The organism is Kitasatospora sp. NPDC049258 (genome assembly GCF_040678895.1).
Classification (GTDB): Bacteria; Actinomycetota; Actinomycetes; order Streptomycetales; family Streptomycetaceae; genus Kitasatospora.
This window is the reverse complement of sequence record NZ_JBFAQT010000003.1, coordinates 92,162-107,693: the sequence shown is the minus strand read 5'-3', so window position 1 is coordinate 107,693 and position 15,532 is coordinate 92,162. Positions and strand designations below refer to the sequence as shown.

Sequence of the window (15,532 nt, the reverse complement as noted above, 5' to 3'; positions counted from 1 at the left end):
CGTCAAGCCCTCTTTCGTAATTCGAGAGTTTGTCTGTGGTCTGAGGGGGGCCTGGGGGCGGGGCCGGCTGCCTAGGAGGGGCAGCCGGCCCGGCCTCCGTCAGACCTCTTCGACGCTGCTCGGCTCGCGCCGGGACAGGTCAATACCGAGCTCCTCCGCGGCGCGGAACACGTCCTCGTCGGAGTCCCGCATCTCGATGGACTGGCCGTCCGAGGACAGCACCTCCACGTTGAGGCAGAGCGACTGCATTTCCTTGATGAGCACCTTGAAGGACTCGGGAATGCCGGGCTCGGGGATGTTCTCGCCCTTGACGATGGCCTCGTAGACCTTCACGCGGCCGAGGACGTCGTCGGACTTGATGGTGAGGAGCTCCTGCAGCGCGTACGCGGCGCCGTACGCCTCGAGGGCCCACACCTCCATCTCACCGAAGCGCTGACCACCGAACTGCGCCTTACCACCGAGCGGCTGCTGGGTGATCATCGAGTACGGACCGGTCGAACGGGCGTGCAGCTTGTCGTCGACCAGGTGGTGCAGCTTGAGGATGTACATGTAGCCGACCGAGACCGGCATCGGGAACGGCTCGCCGGAGCGGCCGTCGAAGAGCCGGGCCTTGCCGGTGGAGTTCACCAGGCGGTCACCGTCGCGGGTGAGCGTGGTGTGGTCCAGCATGCCGGTGATCTCGTCCTCGCGGGCGCCGTCGAAGACCGGGGTGGCGAGGTTGGTGCCGCCCTGGACCTGGTCGGCGCCGATCGCCTGCAGGCGCTGGGCCCACTCCTCCGCGAGACCGGAGACGTCCCAACCCTGCTTGGCGAGCCAGCCGAGGTGGATCTCCAGGACCTGTCCCGGGTTCATTCGGGACGGGACACCCAGCGGGTTCAGGATGATGTCGACCGGGGTGCCGTCCTCCAGGAACGGCATGTCCTCGACCGGCAGGATCTTGGAGATGACGCCCTTGTTGCCGTGACGGCCGGCGAGCTTGTCACCGTTGGTGATCTTGCGCTTCTGGGCCACGTAGACGCGGACCAGCTGGTTGACGCCCGGGGGCAGCTCGTCGCCCTCTTCGCGGTCGAAGACGCGGACGCCGATGACCTTGCCGGACTCACCGTGCGGCACCTTCAGCGAGGTGTCGCGGACCTCACGGGCCTTCTCGCCGAAGATCGCGCGCAGCAGGCGCTCCTCCGGGGTCAGCTCGGTCTCACCCTTGGGCGTGACCTTGCCGACCAGGATGTCGCCGGTGACGACATCGGCGCCGATCCGGATGATGCCGCGCTCGTCGAGGTCGGCGAGGACCTCCTCGGAGACGTTCGGGATGTCCCGGGTGATCTCCTCGGGGCCCAGCTTGGTGTCACGGGCGTCGACCTCGTGCTCCTCGATGTGGATCGAGGAGAGGACGTCGTCCTGCACGAGGCGCTGCGACAGGATGATCGCGTCCTCGTAGTTGTGACCCTCCCAGGACATGAACGCCACGAGCAGGTTCTTGCCGAGGGCCATCTCGCCCTCGTCGGTGCAGGGGCCGTCGGCCAGCACCTGGTTGACCTCGACCCGGGCGCCCTCGTCCACGAGCACCTTCTGGTTGAAGGCGGTGCCCTGGTTGGAGCGGGTGAACTTGGCGGCGCGGTACGTGGTGTACGTGCCGTCGTCGTTGGCCACGGTGACGTAGTCGGCCGAGACCTCCTGGACCACGCCCGACTTCTCGGCGGTGATCACGTCGGCGGCGTCGACCGCGCAGCGGTACTCCATGCCGGTGCCGACCAGCGGGGCCTCGCTCTTCAGCAGCGGCACCGCCTGGCGCATCATGTTCGAGCCCATGAGCGCGCGGTTGGCGTCGTCGTGCTCGAGGAACGGGATCATGGCGGTCGCGACCGACACCATCTGGCGCGGCGAGACGTCCATGTAGTCGATCTCGGTGCCCGGGATGTAGTCGATCTCGCCACCACGGCGGCGGACCAGCACACGGGGCTCCGCGAAGTGGAGGTCGTCCGTCAGCGGGGCGTTGGCCTGCGCGATGACGAAGCGGTCCTCCTCGTCGGCGGTGAGGTAGTCGACCTGCTCGGTGACGATGCCGTCGATGACCTTGCGGTACGGCGTCTCGATGAAGCCGAACGCGTTGACCCGGCCGTAGGAGGCGAGCGAGCCGATCAGACCGATGTTCGGGCCTTCGGGGGTCTCGATCGGACACATGCGGCCGTAGTGCGACGGGTGCACGTCTCGGACCTCGAAGCCGGCCCGCTCACGGGACAGACCACCGGGGCCGAGGGCGGACAGACGGCGCTTGTGGGTCAGGCCCGACAGCGGGTTCGTCTGGTCCATGAACTGCGACAGCTGGCTGGTGCCGAAGAACTCCTTGATGGAGGCGACGACCGGCCGGATGTTGATCAGGGTCTGCGGCGTGATCGCCTCGACGTCCTGGGTGGTCATGCGCTCGCGCACGACCCGCTCCATACGGGCGAGGCCGGTACGGACCTGGTTCTGGATCAGCTCGCCGACGTTGCGCAGGCGGCGGTTGCCGAAGTGGTCGATGTCGTCGACCTCGATGACGATGTCGCGACCGTCCTCGTCGCGCCACTCGACCTCGCCGGCGTGCAGCTTCACCAGGTACTTGATCGCACCGATGATGTCGGGCTCGGTGAGCACGCCGGAGTCCAGGGACTCCGCGTTGCCGAGCTTGCGGTTGACCTTGTAGCGGCCGACCTTGGCGAGGTCGTAGCGCTTGGGGTTGAAGTAGAGGTTCTCCAGAAGGGTCTGGGCGGCCTCACGCGTGGGCGGCTCGCCCGGACGCAGCTTGCGGTAGATGTCCAGCAGCGCGTCGTCCTGGCCCTGGGTGTGGTCCTTCTCCAGGGTGGCGCGCATCGACTCGTACTCGCCGAACTCCTCGAGAATCATCTCGTTGGTCCAGCCGAGGGCCTTGAGCAGAACGGTGACCGACTGCTTGCGCTTGCGGTCGATGCGGACACCGACCATGTCGCGCTTGTCGATCTCCATCTCCAGCCAGGCACCACGCGAGGGGATGACCTTGCAGGAGTAGATGTCCTTGTCGGACACCTTGTCCAGGCTGGAGTCGAAGTAGACGCCGGGAGAGCGCACCAGCTGGGACACGACGACACGCTCGGTGCCGTTGATGATGAACGTGCCCTTGTTGGTCATGAGCGGGAAGTCGCCCATGAAGACCGTCTGGGACTTGATCTCACCGGTCTCGTTGTTGGTGAACTCGGCGGTGACGAAGAGCGGGGCCGCGTAGGTGAAGTCGCGGTCCTTGCACTCGTCGATGGAGTTCTTCGGCGGCTCGAAACGGTGGTCGCGGAAGGTCAGCGACATCGAACCGGAGAAGTCCTCGATCGGAGAGATCTCCTCGAAGATCTCCTCCAGACCGGACTTGGTCGGGACGTCCTGACCACTGTCCAGGGCCGCCTCGACCCGGGACTTCCAGGCCGCATTGCCGAGCAGCCAGTCAAAGCTCTCGGTCTGCAGGGCCAGGAGGTTCGGGACCTCAAGAGGCTCCTTGATCTTCGCGAACGAGACGCGGAGCGGGGCGGTGGATGCGGCGGAATTGTTCGAGGCGTTGCGCGGCGCGGCCAAGAGGGGGGTCCTTCCGAGGGCTCGGAGCTCACTACGCGCATACCGGCCGGACCTTAGACGAGCCAGGATCCACCTCCGGCCGCCGACTCCGCCGGGGGTGAATCCCCAGGTCAGAACCGCTGTACGGAGGCGGTGCCAGGCCCCTTCAGGGCAACGCCGACTCCGGGCGACGAGTCACGGAGCAGCTAACAGGCAGCGCAAAGGGACAGTGTAGCCAAAAGGCACACTGCTGACAAGCCCTGATTCGGAGACCGAATCGGACGCTCCCTCCGGTCGCGACCCGAGCGCCGGCCGCCCCTGTCAAGGGGCTCCGCCGCAGGGGTTGCCCTGCCCTCGTACAACCGGACGACCCGGGACTCCCGGGCCGTCGCACCTCACATGTAGTCAGTTCCCAGCGGGGCCCCTGAATAACCATCCGGGGCGCTCCGGCCGACGGTGAACCGCCATCCACGCTGCGGCGCGCGCCTCGAGAATCGCGCGCCGGGTGCCGTTCGTCAAGGCCCCCACCACAGTGCGGACCTCGCACGGACCATCGCTCCCGGGCCCCGGCGCGTTACACATCACCCGAGGCCGGGGCGGGTGGCCACGACAGCGATCACCTTACCGGGGCACACCGACAGCGGCCCAGCCCCCGATGGGCCGGACCGGCGACACGGGATCGGCGGCCCGGTGCGCCGCATACGAAAAGAGGCCGGGCCGACCACCCGCAGGGGTGATCGGCCCGGCCTCCCGCGCCCTCTCAGAGAGGGCGAGAAGTCACTTGACGGTGACCTTGGCGCCAGCGGCCTCGAGCTGGGCCTTCGCCTTCTCGGCGGCGTCCTTGGCAACCTTCTCCAGGACCGGCTTCGGGGTGCCGTCAACGAGGTCCTTGGCCTCCTTCAGGCCGAGGGAGGTCAGGGCGCGCACCTCCTTGATGACCTGGATCTTCTTGTCACCGGCGGACTCGAGGATGACGTCGAACTCGTCCTGCTCCTCGACGGCCTCGGCGGCCGGAGCGGCCGGGCCGCCGGCGGCGATGGCGACCGGGGCGGCAGCCTTGACGTCGAACTTCTCCTCGAACGCCTTGACGAACTCGGAGAGCTCGATCAGGGTCAGGGTCTCGAACTGCGCGAGCAGCTCGTCCTGGGACAGCTTCGCCATGGTGGCGTCCTTCCACTTAATCGGCAGGTTGGTGCCGGATGTACGGGATGGCGGGCGTACGGGCCCGCAGCGAGGCGTGAGCCTGCGGAATTACTCCGCGGCCTCGTCCTCGGCGGCGGGAGCCGGCGTACCGGCACCGCCCTGCTCGACCTTCGCGCGCAGCGCCTCGGCGGTGCGAGCGAACTCGACCAGCGGAGCCTGGAAGGTCGCCGCGGCCTTGGCCATGGACGCCTTCAGGCCGCCGGCCAGCTTGGCGAGCAGCACCTCGCGGGACTCGAGGTCCGCGAGCTTCTTGATCTCATCGGCGGACAGCGCCTTACCGTCAAGGACACCGCCCTTGATGATGAGAGCGGGGTTCTCCTTGGCGAAGTCACGCAGAGCCTTCGCCGACTCCACCGGGTCACCGGTGACGAAGGCGACAGCCGTCGGACCAGCGAACAGGTCGTCCAGCGCAGAGATCCCGGCCTCGTTCGCCGCGATCTTGGTCAGCGTGTTCTTCACCACGGCGTACTGGGCGTTGTCACCCAGCGAGCGACGCAGATTCTTCATCTGCTTCACCGTCAGACCGCGGTACTCGGTCAGCACGGCCGCGTTCGAGGCACGGAACTTGTCCGTGATCTCGGCGACGTCAGCAGCCTTGTCAGGCCTTGCCATAGGCTTACGCCTCCTTCCGTGATGTCGAAGTCGGGCCGACCTTTGAGGAGTCGACCATCGATCACCTGGGACGCGCCGGCCGGAAGGAAGAGACCCTGCGGAATGCTCCGCAAAAACAAATCGAGCCCCAGTGCGCAGTCGCACGGGGCTCATGACGACCTCGACAGTCGCACGGCGAACCGTACGGACCGGAAGTCAAAGCTCCAAACACTCCTGCGCGGGCCGTCTGCGCACTGCGCAGATCCTTCGGTCGTCCGCACCCGTGAAGGTGTGGAACGACAACCAGCGGTCTTTGGCAAGCCCTACCGTACTCGACGCCTGCCGAACCGGGCAAATCCGCTCCGGCCGCCTGCGACTCGCAGGCCCGCAGCGGCCGCGCGGCGCCCGGCGGCGGCTACAGGCCGCTCAGGGCGGGCGGCGCGGTGCCGGTCCGGTCCAGGGTGTCCGCCTCGGCGGGTGCCTGGAGCGACAGCGGGCCGGCGATCTCGCTGTAGGCCACGGTGGCGGCGGTGCTCCCGGCCTGGCCGGTCCGGCGGAGCTGGACCAGCTGGTCCTTGTCGTTCAGCCAGAGGTCCAGGGTGAGCACCCGCCCGCTGTCCGCGCCCAGGGTCTCGCTCAGCGCCTGCCGGCGGGCCGCGCTCAGCTGGGTCTGCGCGGCCACGTACCCGGCGACGCCGATGGTCACCCGCAGGTGCGTGACGGTGGCGTCCTGGAGCTGCTCCTCGCCCACCAGCTCGGGCTCCTCGGCGGAGCAGGCCGCGGTGAGCGCCACCACCGGGTTGAGCTGGTCGATCAGCCCCGCGTACGGGGTCTCCTTGCTTCCGGTGGGCCCGCCGTACTTCGCCCAGTGCCGGCCGCCCAGCCTGGCCGCGGCGTCCGGGTCGCCGCCCAGGTAGGCCGCGGTGTCCAGGACGATCAGCTGCTCGGCGGTGGTCGGCCGGTTCAGCCGCAGGCCGGTCTTGGGAGCCCAGAAGATCATCCCGTCCGCCCCCTGCTGGGGCAGCCGGAACTTCGCCCGCCGGGCGTCGTGCATGGCCAGCTGGGCGGACAGCAGGATGCCGTGCGGCGAGCGGTCGGTCGGGGTGGCGAGCGCCGAGCTGGCGGCCGCGGTGCTGGGCGTCGGGCCGGGACCGGGCGTCGCCGCGGCCCCGCCGCACCCGGCGGCGCCGGCCAGCAGCAGCACCAGCGCCGCGGCGGCGGCCTTGCGCCGGACCGGCATGCGGTGTCCTCCCTGCCTCGATTGCTCGTTCCCCACCCTGTCATGCCCGGCTCCCGGGCACCCGGGCGGCTCCACCCGGGTGTGGGGCCGGGCCGGCGGTACGGGCTGCGAACCGGCCCGCAACGCCCCCGGGCGCGGCGGAGCGCCGCGCCCGGGGATCACCGGCCGTCCGGCCGGCGGTTCGTCAGCCGGTTCAGCTGGTGCCGAGGCTCTTCAGCAGCTCGGACATGTCGGCCACCTCGGCGGCCGGCGGGGCGGCCGGCACGGTGGCCTTGCCCAGCTCGGTGTACTTCAGGGTGGTGGTGCCCGCGGTGGAGGCGGCCGAGGCCGCGCCCTTGCCGGGGTTCAGGTCGGTGCCGCCCATCTGGACGAGCTCGGCCTTCTCGTTGATCCAGAAGTCCATGGTGGACTCCGCACCGGTCGAGGTGAGCTCCTTGAGCACCGAGGCCTTCAGCGCGTCGCTCAGGCCGGTCATCGCGGCGACCAGGTCCTTGGCGGCGATGGTGCTCTTGTAGTGCACGGTGTCGACGCCGTCGACCTTCTCCGGGCCGACCTTGGCCAGCTTGCCGGCCTGCGCGTTGGCGGCGAGCTCGACGGCCGGGTTGAGCAGCTGCAGCATGCTGCCGAAGGCGTTCAGGTCCTCCATGCCGGGCGCGGCGGCGCCGGCCTTCGGGTCCAGCTTGAGCCACTTCTTGCCCGGGAACATCGCGCCCATCTCGGCGTCGACGCCGACGTACATGACGTCGCCCGCGAACAGGACCTTGGTCTCCTTGCCCTCCTCCTTGACGGAGAGCTCCAGCGCCTGCGGGCTCTTCCACGAGAACAGGCCGGTGCCGTTGTCGTCGGGCGTGCTGCCGCTCATGACCAGCTTGGCGTTGCCCGCCTTCTCCATCACGGCGGCGGCGGCCGCGAGGGCGGCCTTCGGGTCCAGGTCCTTCTTGCCGCCCGCCGCCGGCGCCGAGGCCGCGGTCGAGGCGGCGCCGGAGGGCGCGCCGGCCGCGGCCGCGTCGCCGCCGGACTTCTTGTCCCCGCTGTTACAGGCCGACAGGGCGCCGATGAGCACGGTGGAGACAACCACCGCAGAAGCGATGCGCAGGGTACGCACAGTTCCCCCTCTTAATGTTTCTCTCATACTTATTGCGCCCCGGACTCTAGCCGATTCCGGCGACAACCCTGCTGCGGATTTGCCACCGCTGAGCCACGGCGGCACCCCGGGTACGCCGACGGGCCCGCACCCCCTTCTGCAAGGGGATGCGGGCCCGTCGAACGGAAATCCGTCGCGCCCAGGACGCGGCCGGTCAGAGCACGGGGGCTCAGACGGCGGCCGGGTCCTCCTCGACGAGGAGGTTGCGGGTGCGGTTCGGGTCGACCTGGATGCCGGGGCCGATCGTGGTGGAGATCGCGGTCTTCTTGATGTAGCGGCCCTTGGCGGCGGCCGGCTTGGCCCGGAGGACCTCCTCGAGCGCGGCGCCGTAGTTCTCGACCAGCTGCTCGTCGGTGAAGGAGACCTTACCGATGATGAAGTGCAGGTTCGAGTGCTTGTCGACGCGGAACTCGATCTTGCCGCCCTTGATGTCGTTGACAGCCTTGGTGACATCGGGGGTGACGGTGCCGGTCTTCGGGTTCGGCATCAGGCCACGGGGACCGAGCACGCGGCCGAGGCGGCCGACCTTGCCCATGAGGTCCGGGGTGGCGACGACGGCGTCGAAGTCCAGACGGCCCTTGGCGACCTCGTCGATGAGCTCGTCGGAGCCCACGATGTCGGCGCCCGCAGCACGCGCGGCCTCGGCACGGTCACCGGTCGCGAAGACCAGGACCCGAGCGGTCTTACCGGTGCCGTGCGGGAGGATCACGGTGCTGCGGACCATCTGGTCGGCCTTGCGCGGGTCGACGCCCAGACGCATGGCAACCTCGACGGTGCCGTCGAACTTGGTGGTGGAGGTCTCCTTCGCGAGGCGGATGGCCTCGAGGGGAGCGTAGATCCGGCTGCGGTCGACCTTGGCGTCCGCGGCCTTGAGAGCCTTGCTGCGCGTCACTGCTTCTCCTGAAGGTGAATGGAGTCGTGGTGTGTACGGGCCGCGCTCGGCCCTACCACGTGGGACTGGGGGGCTGATCAGCCCTCGACGGTGATGCCCATCGACCGGGCGGTGCCGGCGATGATCTTCGCCGCGGCGTCCAGGTCGTTGGCGTTCAGGTCGGGGAGCTTGACCGTGGCGATCTCGCGGACCTGGGCGCTGGTGAGCTTGGCGACCTTGGTCTTGTGCGGCTCGGCCGAGCCCTTGTCCACGCCGGCGGCCTTCAGGATGAGGCGCGCGGCCGGCGGCGTCTTCGTGATGAAGGTGAAGGAGCGGTCGTCGTAGACCGTGATCTCCACCGGCACGATCATGCCGCGCTGCGACTCGGTCGCAGCGTTGTAGGCCTTGCAGAACTCCATGATGTTGACGCCGTGCTGGCCCAGCGCGGGGCCGACCGGCGGGGCCGGGTTCGCGGCACCGGCGTTGATCTGGAGCTTGATGAGCCCCGTGATCTTCTTCTTCTTGGGAGGCATTTCTCTCCGGGTCCTTCCGAGAGGTGATTGCTGGTGCGTCCGCGGCAGGCGCGACACCCGGCCGGGCGGACACACATCGGACCAGGCTAACGCGGATGCGCCGCTGGACCAAAACGGATTGGGGGCGGAGCAGGCGCTCCGCCCCCGATCCGAAGATCAGTGCTAGTTCTTCTGGATCTGGTCGAAGGACAGCTCGACCGGGGTCTCCCGGCCGAAGATCTCGACCAGGCCCTTGACCTTCTTCGAGTCCGGGTTGATCTCGTTGATGGTCGCCTGCAGGGTGGCGAACGGACCGTCGGTGACGGTGACCGAGTCGCCGACCTCGAAGTCGAGCACCTGGACCTCGACCGGACGGACCGGGGAGGCCTTGCCCGCGTCCTTGGCCGCCTGGCGCTCGACGTCCGGGGCGAGCATCTTGACGACCTCGTCCAGGGTCAGCGGGTACGGGTCGTAGGCGTTGCCCACGAAGCCGGTGACGCCCGGGGTGTTGCGGACCACGTTCCAGGACTCGGCGTCCAGCTCCATCCGGACCAGCACGTAGCCGGGGAGCTTGTTCTGCCGGATGGTCTTGCGGTCGCCGTTCTTGATCTGGACGACCTCTTCCTGCGGCACGGCCGACTCGAAGATGCGGTCCTCGACGTTCAGCGAGACCGAGCGCTGCTCCAGGTTCTGCTTCACGCGGTTCTCGTAGCCGGCGTAGGTGTGGATGACGTACCACTCGCCCGGCGCGAGGCGCAGCTTCTCGCGGAACTCGGCGACCGGGTCGCTCTCGCCCTCGGCCTCCTCGACTGCCTCCTCGACGCCCTCGGCCTCGATACCCTCGGCCTCGCCGGCCTCGGTCTCGTCGGCGTCGTCGGCGTCGGCGACGACCGCGTCCTCGGCGTCCTCGTGCAGTGCGGCCTCCTCGGCCGGCTCGCCCGCCTCGGCCTCGTCGGCAGCCTCGACCTGGTCCTCGTCGGCGTCGGCGGCGTCCAGGATGTCCTCGGCAGCCTCGGCGTCGGCCTCGGCCGCGACATCCGCCTCGCGGACGGTCTCGTCGGCGTCGTACAGGGGGGACTCAGACACGGTCGCTGCTTCTTTCCTGGTTGTGGAGATGGAACGGCTCCGGGCCGTCCGGCCGCCGTCAGGCGTACGGGCGGGAAAGTCTCGGATACCTCAACAGTACCGAGTCAACGGTAGCGGGCTCGTCCGGTCGGCGCAGACAGCTCGACCCGGGCAGCTCCGTCCGTGTGGACGGTGCCGACCCGGGTCGGGGTGACTGGCTGGATACAGCGGGCTGCCGAGCTGGTCAGCCGAAGATCCACAAGCTGAGCTTGGAGAAGCCGTAGTCGATGCCGTAGACCAGCATCATCATCACGATGACGAAGGTCACCACGACGGTGGTGTACTGGATCAGCTCGTTGCGCGTCGGCCAGACGACCTTGCGCAGCTCGGCGATGATCTGGCGGTAGAAGATCGCCGCCCGGGCGAAGAGGCCCTTCTTGGCCCGCTTGCCGGGCTTCCTGCCGCCGTCGCCACCTGCGGCCTTGTTGGCACGCCGGCGCTCGCGTCGGGACAGCGCCTTGTCGTCGGCAGGCGTGGTTTCGTCCGCCGCGCCGTCGGCCCCCTCGGGGTTGCCGCTCTCAGGCGTTGCGGTGGAGCCCGTGGTCTCCGTCACTCGTCCTCACCTGAATCCGGGTCCTGCCGAGCGCGCCTACGTGCGTGTGCCGCACGAGCGATCCGGCGAAAGCAGTGCTTGGTGGGGCCCTCTCCGCATCAAGCCCGCTCGCTCTGTGGAGCGAACGGGCTCGTTACGGATCAAGCTGCAGGGCACGAGGGACTCGAACCCCCAACCGCCGGTTTTGGAGACCGGTGCTCTACCAATTGAGCTAGTGCCCTTCGGTGCCTCGCGGCACCGGACTGCGCCCAAACCTACCGCATCCGGGGCGCTGCGTGCTGTACGCGGCGGCGGATCCGCACTTCGGGAGCCATCGAGCAGTGAGTGTACGTGTTCTTGAGCGTTTGGTCGAACCTCATTCACCGCAGCCTCACCCACCACTCCGTCAGGGACACATCGTGCGGGGACACATCGGGCGGCGGCGCATTCCCGGCGCCGCCAACGGCGACGACAACGGCGACGACAACGGCGACGACAACGGCGACACATTGTGGACCGGCCGGTACGCATGTTGAAACCGTCGTGCCCGCCGGGGGTCGACTCTGGGACGATGCAGGCATGAGCGCTTCCACCCCCGCCAACCGTCCTGCCGACCGCCGGGTCTCCGCCCGGGTCGGCGCCATCGCCGAGTCCGCGACCCTCGCCGTGGACGCCAAGGCCAAGGCCCTCAAGGCGGCCGGCCGTCCTGTGATCGGCTTCGGCGCCGGCGAGCCGGACTTCCCGACCCCCGGCTACATCGTCGAGGCCGCCGCCGCCGCGTGCCACGACCCGAAGAACCACCGCTACACGCCGGCCGGCGGCCTGCCCGAGCTGAAGGCCGCGATCGCCGCCAAGACCCTGCGGGACTCCGGCTACCAGGTGGATGCCTCCCAGGTGCTGGTCACCAACGGCGGCAAGCAGGCGATCTACGAGGCCTTCGCCGCGATCCTCGACCCGGGTGACGAGGTGATCATCCCGGCGCCGTACTGGACCACCTACCCGGAGGCCGTGAAGCTGGCCGGCGGTGTCCCGGTCGACGTGGTGGCCGACGAGACCACCGGCTACAAGGTCTCGGTGGAGCAGCTGGAGGCGGCCCGCACCGAGCAGACCAAGGTGGTGCTGTTCGTCTCGCCGTCCAACCCGACCGGCTCGGTCTACACCCGCGCCGAGGCCGAGGCGATCGGCCGCTGGGCCCTGGAGCACGGCCTGTGGGTGCTCACCGACGAGATCTACGAGCACCTGGTCTACGGCGACGCGGAGTTCACCTCGCTGCCGGCCCTGCTGCCCGAGCTGGCCGACAAGTGCATCGTGGTCAACGGCGTGGCCAAGACCTACGCCATGACCGGCTGGCGGGTGGGCTGGCTGATCGGCCCGAAGGACGTGGTGGGCGCCGCCACCAACCTGCAGTCGCACGCCACCTCCAACGTGTCCAACGTGGCGCAGCAGGCCGCGCTGGCCGCCGTGTCCGGCGACCTGTCGGCCGTGGACGAGATGAAGGCCGCCTTCGACCGCCGCCGGCAGGCGATCGTGCGGATGCTGAACGAGATCGACGGCGTGGTCTGCCCGGAGCCCGAGGGCGCGTTCTACGTGTACCCGTCGGTCAAGGCGCTGCTGGGCAAGGAGATCCGCGGCCGCCGGCCGGCCAGCTCGGCCGAGCTGGCCACCCTGATCCTGGAGGAGGCCGAGGTCGCGGTCGTCCCCGGTGAGGCCTTCGGCACCCCCGGCTACCTGCGGCTCTCGTACGCGCTGGGCGACGCCGACCTGGCCGAGGGGATCGGCCGGGTGCAGAAGCTGCTGGGCGAGGCCCGGGACTGATCCGCGCCGCTGTCGCACAGCCGCCCCCTCTCACCCCTTCGGGGGATGTGCAGGGGGCGGTTCCCGTTTCGGCCCCGGATGCGGCAGGATCGGCCAATGGAACGCCAGCGTGATGTCCGAGGCCTCCCGAAGGCCCATCTGCACCTGCACTTCACCGGTTCGATGCGCCCCGCCACCCTGCTGGAGCTGGCGGACAGGCACGGGGTCCGGCTGCCCGAGGCGCTCAGTTCGGGCGAGCCGCCGCAGCTGCGGGCCACCGACGAGCGGGGCTGGTTCCGGTTCCAGCGGCTGTACGACACGGCGCGCTCGGTGCTCCGGGACGAGCAGGACATCCGGCGCCTCGTGCTGGAGACCGCCGAGGACGAGCGGCGGGACGGCTCGCGCTGGCTGGAGATCCAGGTCGACCCCACCTCGTACGCGCCCCGGCTCGGTGGGCTGACCCCGGCGCTGGAGCTGATCCTGGACGCGGTCCGGGTGGCCTCCGAGACCACCGGGGTGGGGATCCGGGTGCTGGTCGCGGCGAACCGGATGAAGTCCCCGATGGACGCCCGCACGCTGGCCCGGCTCGCCGTCCGGTACGCCGATCAGGGGGTGGTGGGCTTCGGGCTGTCCAACGACGAACGGCGCGGCCTGGCGCGGGACTTCGACCGGGCCTTCAGGATCGCCCGGGACGGCGGGCTGCTGGCCGCGCCGCACGGCGGCGAGCTGGCCGGCCCGGAGTCGGTCCGGGACTGCCTGGACGACCTGGGGGCCGGCCGGATCGGTCACGGGGTCCGTGCGGCGGAGGACCCCCGGCTGATGCAGCGCCTGGCGGACCGGCAGATCACCTGCGAGGTGTGCCCGTCCTCCAACGTCTCGCTCGGGGTGTACGAGAGCGCCGAGCTGGTGCCGCTGCGCAGGCTGTTCGACGCCGGGGTGCCGATGGCGCTGGGCGCCGACGACCCGCTGCTGTTCGGCTCCCGGCTGGCGGAGCAGTACCGGCTGGTGCGCGAGGTGCACGGGTTCTCCGACGCCGAGCTGGCCGAGCTGGCCCGCCAGTCGGTCCGGGGCTCCCGGGCGCCGGAGGGCGTGCGCAAGGAGCTGCTGTCGGACATCGACGCCTGGCTGGCCGAGTAGCGCCCCGGCCGGCCCGGCCTCAGAGCTCGACGCCGACCATCACCGGCTCGTTGACCAGCTCGACGCCGAAGGCGGCGCGGACGCCGTCGCGGACCTCGCGGGCCAGGGCGAGCAGGTCCTCGGTGGTGGCGGCGCCCCGGTTGGTGAGGGCCAGGGTGTGCTTGGTGGAGAGGGTGGCCGGGCCGGCGCCGTGGCCCTTGCGGAAGCCGGCGTGGTCGATCAGCCAGGCGGCGGAGGTCTTGGTGCGGCCGTCGGACGCCGGGAAGGCGGGGGCGGTCCGGTCGCCGAGCCGGGCGGCGAAGGCCGCGTACTGGTCGGGGTCGAGGACCGGGTTGGTGAAGAAGGAGCCCGCCGACCAGGTGTCGTGGTCCGTCGCGTCCAGCACCATGCCCTTGCCGGCCCGGAGCTTCAGCACGGTGTCGTGGGCCGTCCGCAGGTCGACCCGCCGGTCGGCCTCCACCCCGAGGGTGCGGGCCACCTCGGCGTACTTGACCGGGGAGGACTGCCCGGCGGCGTCCTCCAGGGCGAAGCGAACCCGGAGCACCACGTAGCGGGCGGGGTCGGCCTTGAAGCGGCTGTGCCGGTAGGAGAAGGCGCACTCGGCGTTGGTGAGGGTGACCCGCTCGCCGGTGGCCCGGTCGTAGGCGAGCACCTCGGTGATGGTGCTCGCCACCTCCTGGCCGTAGGCGCCCACGTTCTGCACCGGGGTGGCGCCGGCCGAGCCGGGGATGCCGGCCAGGAACTCGATCCCGGCCAGGCCCTGCTCGACGGTGCGGGTGACGGCATCGGCCCAGACCTCGCCGGCGGCCAGCTCCAGCCGGGTGCCCGCCAGCTCGAAGCCGGTGGTGGCGATCCGCAGCACGGTGCCGTCGAACCCGGCGTCCGCGATCACCAGGTTGGAGCCGCCGCCGAGCACCAGCAGCGGCTCGCCCGCGGCGTCCGCCGCGCGGACGGCGGCGACCACCTCGTCGTCGGTCCTGGCGGTGACCAGCCGGCGGGCGGGGCCGCCGAGCCGGAGGGTGGTCAGCGGGGCGAGCGGCGCGTTCTCGAGTACCTGCACGCCCACCACGGTATACGGGCGGGAAGGCTGGTCCGTGCCGGTCCCGCCGGCAATTTGGAGAGATACACTATCCATGTGGCCCGCCCGGGCCCGACGGCTTCGGGAACGGGGACGCGATGCGGATCGGGGAGTTGAGCAGGCGGGCCGGCGTGCCGGTGCCGACCATCAAGTACTACGTGCGGGAGGGCCTGATCCCCGGCGGCGAGCGGATCGGGCCCAACCAGGCCCGGTACGACGAGGCGCACGTCCACCGTCTGAAGCTGGTCCGGGCGATGGTCGAGGTCGGCAAGCTCTCGGTGGCGACCACCCGGGAGGTGCTCACCGCGATCGACTCCCCCGGCAGCAGCCTGCACGACGTGCTCGGGATCGCCCAGGCCGCCGTCACCCCGCAGGTGACCGTCTCCGACCGGGCCGCCTGGGCGCTCGCCGAGCAGGCGGTGTCGGAGCTGGTGGCGCGGCACGGCTGGGTGGTCAAGGAGAGCAACCCCGCCCGGCAGGCGCTGGCCCAGCTAGTGGTGACCTTCCGGGACCTGGGCCAGGACGACCTGCTCGGCGTGCTGGAGGACTACGCGAGCGTCGCCGAGCGGCTGGCGGCCGCCGAGCTGGCGGCGATCGGGCACCGGGAAGGCGTGGACAGCAAGGTCGAGGGAGCGGTGCTGGGCACCGTGCTCGGCGACGCGCTGATCGGCGCGATGCGCCGGCTCGCCCAGGCGAACGCCTCGCACCGGGCGTTCGAGGCCCCGCTCCAGCACTGAGGCGGCCCGCGGC

13 protein-coding genes and 1 tRNA gene are annotated in these 15,532 nt (G+C 70.2%); 3 read left to right on the top strand and 11 right to left on the bottom strand.

The annotated features are described in order from the left end of the window. Positions 1-99: 99 nt before the first annotated feature. From rpoB to AB0K43_RS03765, 10 genes are all read right to left on the bottom strand, one after another. Complete coding sequence (gene rpoB, locus AB0K43_RS03810; RefSeq protein ID WP_363635431.1) at positions 100-3,576, bottom strand: DNA-directed RNA polymerase subunit beta; 3,477 nt, start codon at positions 3,574-3,576, stop codon at positions 100-102. A gap of 756 nt (positions 3,577-4,332) precedes the next feature. Continuing rightward, the gene (gene rplL / locus AB0K43_RS03805; protein ID WP_363635429.1) at positions 4,333-4,716 is read right to left on the bottom strand and encodes a 50S ribosomal protein L7/L12; all 384 of its coding nucleotides are present in this window, start codon (positions 4,714-4,716) and stop codon (positions 4,333-4,335) included. A 90-nt stretch (positions 4,717-4,806) separates the two neighbouring features. Next, the gene (rplJ, locus tag AB0K43_RS03800) at positions 4,807-5,370 is read right to left on the bottom strand and encodes a 50S ribosomal protein L10 (protein WP_363635427.1); all 564 of its coding nucleotides are present in this window, start codon (positions 5,368-5,370) and stop codon (positions 4,807-4,809) included. A gap of 394 nt (positions 5,371-5,764) precedes the next feature. Next, positions 5,765-6,589: a hypothetical protein gene (locus AB0K43_RS03795; protein ID WP_363635425.1), complete on the bottom strand. Its 825-nt coding sequence runs from the start codon at positions 6,587-6,589 to the stop codon at positions 5,765-5,767. Positions 6,590-6,782: 193 nt separating this feature from the next. Beyond that, positions 6,783-7,667, bottom strand: coding sequence for a hypothetical protein (locus AB0K43_RS03790; protein WP_363635423.1), 885 nt, complete (start codon positions 7,665-7,667; stop codon positions 6,783-6,785). Between the two features lie 235 nt (positions 7,668-7,902). Then, positions 7,903-8,625 (bottom strand): 50S ribosomal protein L1, encoded by a 723-nt coding sequence (gene rplA / locus AB0K43_RS03785; protein ID WP_363635421.1) that lies wholly within the window; start codon positions 8,623-8,625, stop codon positions 7,903-7,905. A 77-nt stretch (positions 8,626-8,702) separates the two neighbouring features. Beyond that, positions 8,703-9,137, bottom strand: coding sequence for a 50S ribosomal protein L11 (rplK, locus tag AB0K43_RS03780; protein ID WP_350638176.1), 435 nt, complete (start codon positions 9,135-9,137; stop codon positions 8,703-8,705). A gap of 162 nt (positions 9,138-9,299) precedes the next feature. After that, the gene (gene nusG / locus AB0K43_RS03775; protein ID WP_363635419.1) at positions 9,300-10,202 is read right to left on the bottom strand and encodes a transcription termination/antitermination protein NusG; all 903 of its coding nucleotides are present in this window, start codon (positions 10,200-10,202) and stop codon (positions 9,300-9,302) included. A gap of 223 nt (positions 10,203-10,425) precedes the next feature. Further along, a complete protein-coding gene (gene secE / locus AB0K43_RS03770; RefSeq protein WP_363635784.1) occupies positions 10,426-10,695 on the bottom strand; it encodes a preprotein translocase subunit SecE in 270 nt (89 codons plus the stop codon). Between the two features lie 247 nt (positions 10,696-10,942). After that, positions 10,943-11,015, bottom strand: a tRNA-Trp gene (locus AB0K43_RS03765). Positions 11,016-11,352: 337 nt separating this feature from the next. Here AB0K43_RS03765 and AB0K43_RS03760 point away from each other — a divergent pair. Both AB0K43_RS03760 and AB0K43_RS03755 read left to right on the top strand, forming a co-directional pair. Beyond that, entirely contained in the window at positions 11,353-12,588 is a 1,236-nt protein-coding gene (locus AB0K43_RS03760) for a pyridoxal phosphate-dependent aminotransferase (protein WP_363635417.1), read from the top strand. Between the two features lie 96 nt (positions 12,589-12,684). Next, the gene (locus tag AB0K43_RS03755; protein ID WP_363635415.1) at positions 12,685-13,704 is read left to right on the top strand and encodes an adenosine deaminase; all 1,020 of its coding nucleotides are present in this window, start codon (positions 12,685-12,687) and stop codon (positions 13,702-13,704) included. A gap of 19 nt (positions 13,705-13,723) precedes the next feature. Here AB0K43_RS03755 and AB0K43_RS03750 read toward each other — a convergent pair whose 3' ends face one another. Further along, positions 13,724-14,764: a UDP-N-acetylmuramate dehydrogenase gene (locus tag AB0K43_RS03750; RefSeq protein ID WP_363635413.1), complete on the bottom strand. Its 1,041-nt coding sequence runs from the start codon at positions 14,762-14,764 to the stop codon at positions 13,724-13,726. Between the two features lie 116 nt (positions 14,765-14,880). Between AB0K43_RS03750 and AB0K43_RS03745 the strand changes: the two genes are divergently transcribed. Continuing rightward, the gene (locus AB0K43_RS03745) at positions 14,881-15,519 is read left to right on the top strand and encodes a MerR family transcriptional regulator (RefSeq protein WP_363635411.1); all 639 of its coding nucleotides are present in this window, start codon (positions 14,881-14,883) and stop codon (positions 15,517-15,519) included. The last annotated feature ends 13 nt before the right edge of the window (positions 15,520-15,532 follow it).

What these genes read in the sequence shown, in the direction of transcription:
- rplJ (WP_363635427.1), bottom strand. Translation starts at nt 5,370, where the DNA reads ATGGCAAGGCCTGACAAGGCTGCTGACGTCGCCGAGATCACGGACAAG.
- AB0K43_RS03755 (WP_363635415.1), top strand. Translation starts at nt 12,685, where the DNA reads ATGGAACGCCAGCGTGATGTCCGAGGCCTCCCGAAGGCCCATCTGCAC.
- AB0K43_RS03745 (WP_363635411.1), top strand. Translation starts at nt 14,881, where the DNA reads ATGCGGATCGGGGAGTTGAGCAGGCGGGCCGGCGTGCCGGTGCCGACC.
- rplK (WP_350638176.1), bottom strand. Translation starts at nt 9,137, where the DNA reads ATGCCTCCCAAGAAGAAGAAGATCACGGGGCTCATCAAGCTCCAGATC.
- rplL (WP_363635429.1), bottom strand. Translation starts at nt 4,716, where the DNA reads ATGGCGAAGCTGTCCCAGGACGAGCTGCTCGCGCAGTTCGAGACCCTG.
- AB0K43_RS03795 (WP_363635425.1), bottom strand. Translation starts at nt 6,589, where the DNA reads ATGCCGGTCCGGCGCAAGGCCGCCGCCGCGGCGCTGGTGCTGCTGCTG.
- AB0K43_RS03760 (WP_363635417.1), top strand. Translation starts at nt 11,353, where the DNA reads ATGAGCGCTTCCACCCCCGCCAACCGTCCTGCCGACCGCCGGGTCTCC.